The 13,072-nt window shown below is 63.4% G+C and carries 8 protein-coding genes; 5 read left to right on the plus strand and 3 right to left on the minus strand.

Features of this window, described 5'->3' with window-relative positions; translation table 11 throughout:
- Positions 1 to 294 precede the first annotated feature (294 nt).
- From E9232_RS17040 to E9232_RS17050, 3 genes are all read right to left on the minus strand, one after another.
- On the minus strand, positions 295 to 927 hold the full coding sequence (locus tag E9232_RS17040) for a tyrosine-type recombinase/integrase (protein ID WP_309795698.1): 633 nt from the start codon (positions 925 to 927) through the stop codon (positions 295 to 297).
- 530 nt (positions 928 to 1,457) lie between these two features.
- Positions 1,458 to 2,423, minus strand: coding sequence for a hypothetical protein (locus tag E9232_RS17045; RefSeq protein WP_309795700.1), 966 nt, complete (start codon positions 2,421 to 2,423; stop codon positions 1,458 to 1,460).
- Between the two features lie 744 nt (positions 2,424 to 3,167).
- Entirely contained in the window at positions 3,168 to 4,253 is a 1,086-nt protein-coding gene (locus E9232_RS17050) for a LacI family DNA-binding transcriptional regulator (RefSeq protein ID WP_309795702.1), read from the minus strand.
- Positions 4,254 to 4,437: 184 nt separating this feature from the next.
- Here E9232_RS17050 and E9232_RS17055 point away from each other — a divergent pair, with 184 nt between their 5' ends.
- From E9232_RS17055 to adiC, 5 genes are all read left to right on the plus strand, one after another.
- Positions 4,438 to 5,262, plus strand: coding sequence for an ABC transporter substrate-binding protein (locus tag E9232_RS17055; protein ID WP_309795704.1), 825 nt, complete (start codon positions 4,438 to 4,440; stop codon positions 5,260 to 5,262).
- 71 nt (positions 5,263 to 5,333) lie between these two features.
- The gene (locus E9232_RS17060; protein WP_309795705.1) at positions 5,334 to 6,848 is read left to right on the plus strand and encodes an amino acid ABC transporter permease/ATP-binding protein; all 1,515 of its coding nucleotides are present in this window, start codon (positions 5,334 to 5,336) and stop codon (positions 6,846 to 6,848) included.
- Positions 6,849 to 6,867: 19 nt separating this feature from the next.
- A complete protein-coding gene (locus E9232_RS17065; RefSeq protein ID WP_309795708.1) occupies positions 6,868 to 7,998 on the plus strand; it encodes an NAD(P)/FAD-dependent oxidoreductase in 1,131 nt (376 codons plus the stop codon).
- A 717-nt stretch (positions 7,999 to 8,715) separates the two neighbouring features.
- Entirely contained in the window at positions 8,716 to 11,010 is a 2,295-nt protein-coding gene (locus tag E9232_RS17070; protein ID WP_309795710.1) for an Orn/Lys/Arg family decarboxylase, read from the plus strand.
- A 25-nt stretch (positions 11,011 to 11,035) separates the two neighbouring features.
- On the plus strand, positions 11,036 to 12,388 hold the full coding sequence (gene adiC / locus E9232_RS17075) for an arginine/agmatine antiporter (protein ID WP_309795712.1): 1,353 nt from the start codon (positions 11,036 to 11,038) through the stop codon (positions 12,386 to 12,388).
- Positions 12,389 to 13,072 lie beyond the last annotated feature (684 nt).

Consider the following 13,072-nt stretch of genomic DNA (forward strand, 5'->3'; position numbering starts at 1 on the left):
GCACCATCTGACGCATTGAGCATGGAAGGACAGATAGTGTCAGCGTCTGTTGTCCGAACAACTTGGTTCGGCAAGGGCGGTGTCCGGTTCGGGGAACCGCGTGAAAGGGCCGGTTTAGGCTACGGCTCGCCGGCCGGTTGGGCGGGAGATGGGCCGGCTTCCTCGGCTTCGGTCAATGTCCGGTATCAAGCCGCATCCGCACTGACCGCTTATGGCGCGAGCCGGCCGGGACCGGTAAGGTCTGCTCCCGGCCGGCGTGACACGGTGGGCGATACACGCGCCCCTGCAAGTCCCTCAGAGGTCAAGCTGCTCGGAGATGCTGAGCGCGTCGTCCACCTCGATGCCGAGGTATCGGACGGTGCTTTCCAGCTTTCTGTGACCCAGAAGGAGTTGGACTGCTCTGAGATTGCCGGTCTTGCGGTAGATTTGGGCTGCCTTCGTACGGCGCATCGAGTGCGTTCCGTAGGCCGGGCTGTCGAGGCCGGCATCTGTCACCCAACCATGAACGAGGCGAGCATACTGACGCGTCGAGAGATGAGATTGGCTCCGAGCGCGGCTGGGGAACACGAAGCCTGCGCCTGAACCGCGGTGCATCAACCAAACCTGTACGGCCTTCCGAGTGCCATCGGTCAGCTCGAACTGAACCGGGCGGGCGGTTTTCTGCTGGATAATGGTCGCACGCTCGCGGGCACGCCCGCCGACCTGAACATCTTCAATTCGCAAGCTGACCAGGTCGCTAGCCCGGAGCTTGCTGTCGATCGCAAGGTTGAATAGTGCCAGATCCCGCTCTCGACCTTCGATTTCGAGCCGCGCGCGTATGGACCAAACATCCTTCGGCTTCAGTGGTCGCTTCTGACCGACCAACTGCCCCTTGTTCCAAGGAGTTGGCCGATTTGCTGAGGAGTTTGACTCATCTGTGGTGGGCATGGCCTATCACTCCTAGCCACCCTCCCTCCGCGACGCTCATCGATGTGAGCCGCCAAATAATATCATGAGCTAGGACCGTGACCTATTCGGAGGCGCCACGGCCATGGTCGGAAATGGCGTGGTCCTGCCGTCGTGGACGGCGAAGGATGATGGACTGCCTGGTCCCCCAGGCGGACGTCCGGAAGCCTTCCAGGCTCCTCCGAGCTGGACTTTCCCGACGATTCATCGGCGCCCTAATGCGGACTGTCGCGCGAAGGGCACGACCGTCCTCGATACCGTTCGGATGGTCCTCGTCCAACGATCAAGGGAAGTCAGAGCAGTGGCGGCTTTCGGCACGCCCCGTTCGGGCAAACCGGCCGTGAAGGGCGGTTAGCGGTCGAGCGCTCGTGCCCACTACCGCAGCCGACCGGGATGCACGACAAACCCGACAGTGATCCGGAGGGAGCGCAAGGAGCAGCAGACCAATCCGGCTTGTTAATAGCGCATAGATACCCTTTGACGAATATGTGCGAGTTGTCAATGTTAAACGACTACTGCATCTTTCTATATACCCAAATATCCTCCTCCTTTTCACTGGACGGTGAAGGCCTGACCGCATTGGTAGTGCACGGTATATTCGGAGTGTCTATTGTGGACTCATCGTATTTGTGATCAATGTATTTTAGATAGGTGCCTCCAAATTTCAGAGGTATAGATTGGACGCTATCATCTATGACCGTTATTCTAACAGCATGCTGTTCAGGAGGAGCTGGACCGCTAACGCTGATATTGCAGCTGTCTGTATATACCTTCGATTCGCGGGCGCCGTGGAAATTGACCGAAACACCCAGATTTGAGGCCAACTGAATGAACAAGTCCTTCAATTTCGATGGATGCGAAACCGGGAAAAATTTTATTACGCTAATCTTTCCTTCGTCATCAAGATAATAGTAAACCCAAACTCCTGGCAAATTCGTGCCAAACAAATATCTCATATAGGATCCAGATACCTGCTCATCGAAATCGTTGTCGAAAGAGATGCGCGAACCGATTTCGTTGGTTTTGAGAGTCTGTCCGATGCTTACGTTGGTTAACCCAATATCTTTTAGAGCGCTGTCCAATACTGTATTATCTTCGTGAGTCTGATCTGCCTGAGAATTAAAGAGATACTCGTAGATTCCATCCTTCGGACAAATTCCAGATTTGCTGATCATGCGGAGCACCAATTTTGATGGTCTCCGGTCGACACCAAGAATCACATCTACAGCATAGGTACAACTAAACAATTCACCTGAGAGCATCACGTCCGCGCCGCGATCAAACTCAGCTCGATAGCGACCTTCGCCACCAGAATAATAAAATATGTTATCAGCAGAAAATAGGAGGTGATCTCCCTCGACGTTAACCCATTCGCCAATAATTTTTTTTACTGCTTGAGACGATGTCGGCGATATACTGATTAATATAACAATGACGACGCCCATAAATAACACACTAATTCGATCAGTAAATTTCATTACTGAACCTCTCTTGAGAAAAATCCTTCAGGGCACCGTCGCACGGGTTTACCCGAAGTCAGATGCAGTGTAAATTGGCTTCTATCCTGCACAAATCTAATGCGATAGCTGCAATCGAACCCCTCTCCCGAGATGCACCAGTTAGCACCGGCAACAATGCAGGGTGCTATGCTTGCTTCACCCAAATTGGACAGGAAAACATCACCACTGTCTCGGAATTCGATTGAATCCCCGGATGAAACATTTACGTACCGACCACGAGGGCTCGATTGAGCATGGGCCACCGAGAAAGTGGCCAATAGCACTCCGATTATGACGCACCCGCAATCGAGGAAGAAATTCCGCTCTCGCATGATAATCTCCATAGGCAATTGACTACCGCCCGTCCAGATTGAAAAGATCGGTATCAGATTGTCAGAAGATTTTAGAGCCTATGAGGAAGCATGGGGATTGTCCCTTTCGGTTAATTGAGTGCCCGTCTAGTCATCCAAAAGTACAAGATGAGGCCTGTCGACTGGCGCGGGTTCTAAAAAATTCAAAGAGATTTGTCTCTAATCATCTTATTATCCAAGATATGCGTAGCCAAGTCAGCTTAGGGTCGAATCCGGTCACGTCCGCTTTGGAGAGCCGCGGGTGATGTCTGGATATGGCGCGCTCCGGCCGGGTCAATGCCGTCCTGGCCGTAGGCTGCTTGGTCATGATCGACCTCCCATGCTGGAATCCCAGCTGGTCGCCTTGGCGGGCCTAGATGGATGTGTCGGGTGGGTTTCGAATCGCGACCGACGCGCGCGCCACCAGCCTGGTAGGAAACACCATGTGGCGCGCGGCGCCGTTATATCCTTTCAGCCTGGACACGAGGAGCTCGGCCACCGCCGTGCCGAGTTGATGGACCGGCTGATCGATGACGGTGACCGATGGGCTGGTGACGCTCGTCCAATCGGCGTCATGAAAGGTGATCAGCGACAGATCGTCGGGGATCGAGAGGCCGAGCTCGCGAGCCACCTTGAAGATCTCGAGCGCGATCAGGCTGTCCGAGGCCAGGACGGCGGTCGGTGGCTGCGGCGGCTTCAGGCGCTCCATCGCCAGCCTTCGCGTCTCCTGGCGGCTATTCGCCCCGAGCCAGACGGATCGTCCGGCTGGTGGGATCCGGGCCGCCTCGCAGGCGCTCAGGAAGCCTTCGATGCGGTGCCGGACCGACGCGGTGTGAATGTCGGCAAGGTCGCGATAGGTGTGCTCCGGCGTGTCGCAGGCGGTGACATAGGCGAGGCGGCGATGGCCATGCTCGATCAGCAGGCGGGTCGCGGCCTCGGCCGCCTCCCGGTCGTCGACCGTGACCGTGTCGACCGCCAGCTCCGGGATGGCGCGGTCGAGCAGGGCCAGCGGCCGCCCGGAGCGTTGGAGATCCCTGAGGTGGTCGATCTCCCGGGACCGTGACGGTGCGACGATCAACCCGTCGACCCGCTTGGCGATCAGGGTTCGGATGGCGTCCTTCTCGGCCGCGATGTCCTCGCCGGAATTGGCAAGGATCACCGTGTAGCCGGCAGCGCGCGCCACATCGGTGATGCCGCGGACCGCCGAGCTGAAGAACGGGTTCTCGATGTCCCCGACCACAACGCCGATCGCGCCCGACCGGCCGGTCGTCATGCTGCGCGCCAGCTCATTGGGCCGGTAGTCGAGCGCCTTCGCTGCCGCCAGCACCTTCTCGCGCACCGCATCGCTGACGATGCCGTAGCCGCCGAGGACCCGGGCCGCCGTGGCCTTCGAAACACCCGCCGCCCGGGCGACGTCGGCGACGGTGACGGACGGCTTCGCGAACGGCGGCTGTTCCATCGGGCTGCTCTACAGGAGAGATTGACGGGCGGTCAATGTGGCTCTAACAATTTCGGAAAGAGACCGGTCTCATTTATAATGAGACCGGTCTCTCAAAGAAAGAGATCGGTCTCATTGACCGAAACGAGAGGCCGGCGCAGATCCGGCATGGGCAGGCTGGCGGAACCACACAACGGAGGGAGACATGAGGACATTTGCGGCGATGCTGACGATGGGGGGCCGGGCGCTGGCTCTCGCGCTGGCTTTGGGCGGCTCGCTCGCCGGCCCGGCCATGGCCGAGTCCAATTCCTATGGCCTGATCGACCCGAAGGTGATCAGCGTCGGCACCATGGGCGACGCCAAGCCCTACACCTTCGTGACGGCGGACGGGCAGTTCACCGGCTTCGACATCGAGCTGTTCCTCAATGTGGCGGAGCGGATCGGCTTCAAGAAGGACCAGGTCGTCTTCACCGGCCAGGAATTTTCCGCCTTGATGCCATCCGTCGCTAACGGCCGCTTCGACGTGGCCGTCGCAGCGATCGGCACCACCGAGGCGCGCAAGAAGACGATCGACTTCTCCGACGGCTATCTGGCCGGCTACCTCTCGATCCTGACGGCCGACCCGAAGATCACCGATGCCGGCCAACTCGCCGGCAAGCGCCTCGGCGTGGTCCAGGGCACGCTGCAGGAGATCTATGCGACCAAGACCTTCACCGCGACCGACCTGGTGAAGTTCCCCGACAACAACTCTGCCGTCGCCGCGCTCAACAATGGCTCGATCGACGCGCATTTCCTCGACTACGAGGCGGCCAAGGACTACACGGGCCGCTATCCCTCGCTCAAGGTTGCGATCAACATCCCCAGCTTCGACGCCCCGGCCGGCTTCGTCATCCGCAAGGGCAACGACGCGCTGCGCACGGCGCTGAACCAGGGGCTGCACGCGGCGATGCAGGACGGCACCTGGAAGACGCTGTATCAGAAGTGGTTCCCGGGCTCGCCGATGCCGGACCAGTACCTGCCCAAGCAGTAGGCCGAATCCTGCCCGGCCGCCGGGGCCGGGCAGGTTCTGCCGCCATCGACCCCGGAAAAGAATAGCCCCGCATGGACTGGATCGAAAACCTGCGCCGCAGCTTCCTCGACTGGGACGCGATGGGTGAAGTGCTGCCCATGATGATCGCGGTCGGGCTGAAGAACACGCTGATCCTGGCCTTCGCCTCGACCGTGCTGGGCGTCGCCATCGGCATGGCGCTGGCGCTCTGCGGCATCTCGCGCTCGCCCTGGCTGCGGATTCCGGCGCGGATCTACACCGACGTCTTCCGCGGGCTTCCGGCCATCGTTACCATCCTGCTGATCGGGCAGGGCCTGGCCCGGGCGGGGCGGGAGCTGTTCGGGCCGTCGCCCTATCCGCTCGGCATCCTCGCCCTCGGACTGATCGCCGGCGCCTATATCGGCGAGATCTTCCGCTCCGGCATCCAGAGCGTCGACCGCGGCCAGTTGGACGCCTGCCGGGCCCTGAGCATGAGCTATGGCCAGGCGATGCGGCTGATCATCGTGCCGCAGGGCATTCGGCGGGTGCTGCCCGCCCTGGTCAATCAGTTCATCGGCAATGTGAAGGATTCCAGTCTGGTCTACTTCCTGGGCCTGCTGGCGTCGGAGCGCGAGATCTTCCGCATCGGCCAGGACCAGGCGGTGGTCACCGGCAACCTGTCGCCACTGCTGCTCGCCGGCGTGTTCTATTTGCTGGTCACCGTGCCCCTGACCCATCTGGTCAACCTGATCGACAACCGGCTGCGGGTCGGCCGCAGCACGACGGGCGCGGGGACCAGCGGCCTGGTCGAGGTCGGCGAGCTCAAGGGCGCCGCCGCGAGCGTCGATGCGGACACGCGCTTCAACGGCGGCAGCCTGGCCGTGCGCGGCCTCAGCATGGCCTATGGCGAGCACGAGGTGCTGAAGGACGTCGACCTCACCGTGAGGCCCGGATCGGTCACCTGCGTCATCGGCCCGTCCGGCTCCGGCAAGTCGACCCTGCTGCGCTGCCTGAACCGGCTCGTGGAGGTCAAGGGCGGGGACATCCTGCTCGACGGCGACAGCATCCTCGGCATGAAGCCGGAGAAGCTGCGCCGTCGGATCGGCATGGTGTTCCAGCAGTTCAACCTGTTCCCGGACCACACCGCGCTCGAGAACGTCGCGCTGTCGCTGACCCGGATCAAGCGCATGAACAAGGACGCCGCGGACCGCGTCGCCAAGGCGCGCCTGGCCGAGGTCGGGCTGGCCGGGCGCCAACATCACCGCCCGTCGCGGCTGTCGGGCGGCCAGCAGCAGCGGGTCGCGATCGCCCGGGCGCTGGCGATGGAGCCGGAGGTCATCCTGTTCGACGAGGTCACCAGCGCGCTCGACCCGGAGCTGGTGAAGGGTGTCCTCACCCTGATGGCCGATCTCGGCCGCCGCGGCATGACCATGGTGATCGTCACCCACGAGATGGGCTTCGCCCGGCGCGTCGCCGACCAGGTCGTCTTCATGGACGAAGGCCGGGTGGTCGAGGCCGGGTCGCCCGAGGCGATCTTCGACCGGCCGCAGAGCGAGCGGCTCAAGCGCTTCCTGGCGGAAGTCCTCTAATCCAGGCGGAAGATCAGTGATGAAAAGCAAAGTCTCGAACGTCGTCGTCATCGGCGCCGGCATCTTCGGCGTCTCCACGGCCGTCCAGCTCGCCCGGCGCGGCGTGGCGACCGTGCTGGTGAACGACGGTCCGGTCGCGAACGGCGCCTCCGGCCGCTCGCTGTCCTGGCTCAACTCGTCGCGCTGGCGCTCCGACGCCTATCACCGGCTGCGCATGGCCGGCATCGACCGCTATCGGACCCTGGCCCATCGCCATCCCGATGCGGACTGGCTGAGATTCGACGGCGGGCTGACCTGGGACGCCGATGGCGACGGCAACCGGATCGAGGCGGCGTATCGCCACGAGGTGTCGCTGGCTTATGACGCGCAGCATCTCGCGGCCGGGCAGGTGCCGGCGGTGACGTCCGGTGTCGACGTCGCCGCGATCACGCCACAGGGCGCGATCTTCAATCCGGGCGAAGGCTGGGTCGACCTGCCCAGCCTGATCCGCCTCCTGGTGGAGGAGTTCCAGGAGCGCGGCGGCTGGCTCGTCACCGAGGCCGGGGCGGCGCGTGCGGTCATCGAAGGCGGCCGTGCTGTCGGCGCGGCGACGGCACGGGGAGGGGAGTTCCGAGCGGACGCCGTGCTGCTCGCCACCGGCCCGTCGGTGCCGCAGATGGTGGCCGAGGCCGGGCAGAGGATCGACGACAGCACGCCGGTCTCGCTGCTGGTCACCACCAAGCCGGTCGGCGCGCCGCTGAAGGCCGTGCTGAACACGCCGCGCGTGGCGATCCGCCCCGCGCCCGGCGGCGCCTTCACCCTCGATTCCGCATGGTCGGAGGAGGAGGTGGAGATCCGCCCTGACGGCAGCTACCGGGTGAAGCAGGAGACTGTCGACGGCCTGCTGGCGGAGGCCTCGAAGGTCCTGGAAGGAAACCCGACGCTGGAGCTCGACCGCTTCGGTGTCGGCCGCAAGCCGATCCCCGGCGACGGCGATCCGGTGTTCGGCGAGCTGCAGGCGATCCCCGGCTATTTCGTCGCCTTCAGCCACAGTGGCGCCACTCTCGGGCTGATCGCCGGCGAGCTGCTGGCCTTCGAGATCGCCACCGGCGAGCGGCACCCGATGCTCGCCCCGTTCCGGCCGGAGCGCTTCCGGGCCGTTGCCCAATAGCGGCTCGCCGGCCGAGGCCTCGAAGATCGTCGGGCACGTCTCGCCGCCTCGCCTGGGCGGCGAACGCCCTCCGAAAACGCCGAGATCGGGTCCGGCGGCGTCCCAGCGGGGGCTTCTATCGTGTCCGCTCTATCGGCAGCTTGGGTCTACTCCGGTCCGCCGAGGTGATGTCCGCTTTGGAGATGCCGAGGCGATGTCCGGAGTTGGCGCCCTTCAGCCGGGTCCACGATTCATGTTGGGCTTGGAGTGACGGCCAGCTCGCGATGCCTCGCTTGGGACGGACTGACGGCACGGCGTCGCTGGGGACCGAATTCTCGTTAGGGGTATCCACTCTTGATCTCGATCAAGGATGGGGGTGACCGCCTATCGCACGTTCGCCTGCACCATCCGATGGAGAGCCGATAGTGGCCAGGCCGATACGCGCAACGGTAGTGGAGCATGCGGTGGGCCGCTGGTGAACAAGGAACGACCGATCGAATACCGCTGACCTTGCCGCCGAGGGGAGCGTGGCGACGGCGATCATGACCATGCCCTTCCAGGTGATACCGTCTTCGATGCCCTAGAAGCAGGGGCGATCGAACGTCGTACTGTCCTAGTTTTCGGTCGCAGACGGCAGCCGAACGTCAGCGCCCACAACCTGTAGCGACTTGATATGAGGCAGGCGGCTACGGGCTGCTTGCCGTGACGGTCTCTCACGACCCACTCAGGAGAATGTTCATGGTCCACATCGCCGGAGAACGCCTTGGAATGCTGGCGCTGCTGGTGAGCAGCGATGTGGCAGCGCAAACGGCCGTCGGCCGGGCGTGCCGGGCACTGATAGAGGATCTGGAGTCGCGCGGCGTCACCATGCTTATCTCCACCACGGCGGCGGATTCGGGGGCCATCATCGCCTCCGATCCGGCAGTGCAGTGCGTGCTGGTGGATTGGGACCTCCCAGGCGCCGGGCCGCAGGATGGCGCAGCCGAGCTGCTGCGCCGCATCCGAGCCCGCAACGCGACCGTGCCGATCTTCCTGCTGTCCAACCGGAGTGCCGTGTCGGCGGTCCCGGTCGAGTCGATGCAGCACGCCGACGACTTCATCTGGCTGCTCGAAGACACTCCGGACTTCATCGGCGGCCGCATCGTCGCCGCGATCGAGCGCTATCGCGAGACCGTGCTGCCGCCGATGTTCGGCGCTCTGGTCCGCTTCTCCCGCGTCTACGAGTATTCCTGGCACACGCCAGGCCATACTGGCGGCACCGCCTTCCTGCGCTCGCCCGCCGGTCGTGCCTTCTTCGAATTCTTCGGCGAGAGCCTGTTCCGGTCCGACCTGTCGATCTCGGTCGGGGAGTTGGGATCGCTGCTCGACCATTCCGGCCCGATTGGGGCGGGCGAGCGGTACGCCGCCCGAGTCTTCGGGGCGCACCGGACCTACTACGTCACCAACGGCTCTTCGACCTCCAACCGCGTGATCCTGATGGCCAGCGTGACCCGCGACCAAGTGGCGCTGTGCGACCGCAACTGCCACAAATCGGTCGAGCACGCGATGACCCTGTCGGGCGCGATCCCGTCCTATCTGATGCCGGTCCGCAACCGCTACGGCCTGATCGGACCGATTCCGCCCGCACGGCTGACGGCGGCGGCGATCGAGGCCGTTATCGCCTCCAATCCCCTGATCCGCGCCAGCGTCGACCCAACGCCGGTTCATGCCATCATCACCAACTCGACCTATGACGGCCTCTGCTACAACGTCGCCCGGGTCGAGGAGCTGCTGGGCGCCAGCGTCGATCGGCTTCATTTCGACGAGGCCTGGTACGGCTATGCCCGCTTCAACCCGATCTACCGTGACCGCTTCGGAATGCATGGCGACCCGCGCGACCACGACGCCGGGCGTCCAACGGTGTTCGCCACCCAGTCGACCCACAAGCTGCTGGCGGCGCTATCGCAAGCATCGATGATCCATGTCCGCCACGGCCGGAGCCCGATCGACCATATGCGGTTCAACGAAGCATTTATGATGCACGCCTCGACCTCGCCGCAATACGCGATTATCGCTTCGAACGACGTTAGCGCAGCGATGATGGACGGTCCGGCCGGCGAGGCCTTGACCACCGAGCCGATCCGAGAGGCGGTCGCCTTTCGCCAGATGATGGGCCGGCTCGAACACGACTTCGCCGGCAAGGGCGACTGGTTTTTCGGCGCCTGGCAACCCGACACCGTCAAGGATCCGGCCACCGGAGCGGACATCCCGTTCCACGAGGCCCCGGCGGACCGGCTGGTGACCACCCCCGACTGCTGGGTGCTGGAGCCCGGCGCCGGGTGGCATGGCTTCCCCGAGCTCGAGCCCGGCTACTGCATGCTCGACCCGATCAAGGTCTCGGTGGTCACGCCCGGCATGGGTGGCGACGGCACGCTCGAGCAACGGGGCATCCCGGCCAGCCTGGTCACCGCCTATCTCGACCGGCAGGGCATCGTCGTCGAGAAGACCACGGATTTCACCATCCTGTTCCTGTTCTCGCTCGGCGTGACCAAGGGCAAGTGGGGCACGCTGGTCAACGCACTGCTCGACTTCAAGCGCGACTGCGACGCCAACGCGCCGCTGGAGCAGGTCCTTCCCGGACTGGTCGCGGACCATCCGGGCCGCTACGGCGGACTGGGCCTGCGCGACCTGGCGGAGGAGATGTTCGCGGCAATGCGTGAACTGCGGACCACCGCGATGATGGCCAAGGGCTTCTCAGTGCTGCCGAAGCCGGATCTGAGCCCGGTCCAGGCCTACGAGCGGCTGGTGCGCAATGCGGTCGAAAGCGTCACTCTCGACCGCGCTGCCGGGCGCACCGTGGCGACCGGCATCGTGCCCTACCCGCCCGGCATCCCGCTGTTGATGCCGGGCGAGAACGCCGGCCCGGCGGACGGACCGCTGCTCGGCTACCTGAAGGCGCTCGAGGGCTTCGACCGCCGCTTCCCGGGCTTCGCCCACGACACCCACGGGGTCGAGCTGGTCGACGGTACATACCGCATGCTCTGCGTCGCCTGACGCCCGGCCTCAACGGAGAACAGCAATGGCTTCGGACAACGGCAAGATCGGCGTCTTCCCGGCGACCATGCTGGTCGCGGGCAACATGATGGGATCGGGGGTATTCCTGCTGCCGACCAGCCTCGCCAAGATCGGCACCATATCGCTTCTCGGCTGGGTGGTGACGATCGTCGGCTCGCTGTTGCTGGCCTTCGTCTTCGCCAAGCTCGGCCGGCTGGCGCCGAAGGCCGGCGGCCCCTACGCGTATGCCCGCGACTATATGGGCCCCTACATGGGCTTCCAGACCAACACGATCTACTGGTTCGCCAACTGGATCGGCAACGTGGCGTTGCCGGTCGCGGCGGTCGGGTATTTCAGCTACTTTGTGCCGGCCCTGTCGGACCCGATCCTGCGCACCATCGTGGTCCTTGCGATCATCTGGGTGTTCACCTTCGCCAATATTCTTGGGCCGGATGTCGTCGTCAGGATCCAATCCTACACCACCTCGCTCGCGCTGATCCCGATCCTCGGGGTCGCTGTCTTTGGCTGGTTCTTCTTCAGCGGCTCGGTGTTCCAGGGCGCCTACAATCTCTCCGGGACTGGTGACTTCAGCGCTGTTTCAGCGGCAGCTTCGATCACTCTTTGGGCTTTCATCGGCGTCGAATCCGCCTCGGTCACCGCCGGCGTGGTGCGGGACCCACAAAGGAACGTCGCCATTGCCACCCTCGCGGGCGTAGCTCTGGCCGCGGTCGCCTATCTCGTCAGCTCGGCCGCGATCATGGGGATGGTGCCGAACGCCCAACTCCAGACGTCTGACGCGCCGTTCGCCCTAGCGGCGAGGATCGCCATCGGCGACATCGGCGGCTCGGTGGTCAGCCTCTGCGCCGCGATTGGCGCCGCCGGGTCGCTCGGCGGCTGGATCCTGTTGACCGCACAAAGCGCCAAGGCAGCGGCCGACGACCGGCTGTTCCCAGCGATCTTCGGAAAGTCCAATGCCAAGGACGTGCCGGTCTTGGGCCTCGTCGTCGTCGCAGTGCTGATGTCGCTGATGGTGCTGGTCACCGCGTCCTCCCCCAGTGCCTCGGCGCAGTTCGACGTCATCGTCCAGGTCGCGGTGACCTTGACCCTTTTGCCTTACATCTACTCCTGCGTCGCCTGCTACTTCGCGGTCGAGGAAGACGGAAAGCTGCACCACATCGGTGTCTATTGGGCGCTGACCAGCATCACGGTGCTGTACTGCCTGTGGGCGGTACTGGGCTCGAACCCGTCGATCGTGCAGTATTCACTGATCTTCGTGCTCTTCATCACCCCGTTCTATCCGTTCTTCAGCGAGCGCCGTCGGCGGTTGGGTGGGCTTCCGATTGATGCGAAGGCGGATCGGGTCGCGTCACTAAGCTGAACCCGGCATAAGCGGGGCTATGGCCGTGACGGTCTCGGGGGAAGCAGAACGCGGCTTCGCGACTCCTAGGCTTCGGCCTGATCCGCCTAGGCCTCACATCAATGGACGCAGGTCGCCTGACGAATGTGCGGTGGCGGGCATCCGCGTCGGGCCGGGAGGGCTGGGAAGGGGCCGAATGTACTGGGTTCAGGCAATGTCCGGTGTCGAGGTGCCGGCGCGATGACTGCTTGTGGCGGATATCGTTGAAAAAGTCAGAACGCCATTTCCACGCGCAGCAAAAAGCCCGAAAACGAATGGCCGGTGCGCTCGAAGATGCTAGACGGCGACAAAATCGGCAATAAACTTGCTTGATTTTACGTCCCAAGTAGTCGTTGGGAACTTTTCCAACGATATCAGCGCGCTCGAGCCTATCTGGTTCGTCGGGAAGGCCAGGGGCCGACCTTGCAGTGGAACGGCGGCGTTCGGTCGAAGCCGTGTGGAAACGCGTGTTTGGTGAGTGCGAGGCGAGTTTCGCTGGGGGGCGGCGGTCGAAGCTGGCTCAGCAGCTCAGATGTCAGGCCCGGATGGCCTGCAGCAAGCCCACCACCCCCCTAGGATCGAGATCACGCGCTTGAAGTTGTAGGCGAGGACCTGGAGGCTCATCTCGGTGCTGACCCGCTTCAGGCCTCTGGTCAGGAAGTGAGT

It is taken from the genome of Inquilinus ginsengisoli (assembly GCF_031453975.1).
GTDB classification, from domain to species: Bacteria; Pseudomonadota; Alphaproteobacteria; order DSM-16000; family Inquilinaceae; genus Inquilinus; species Inquilinus ginsengisoli_A.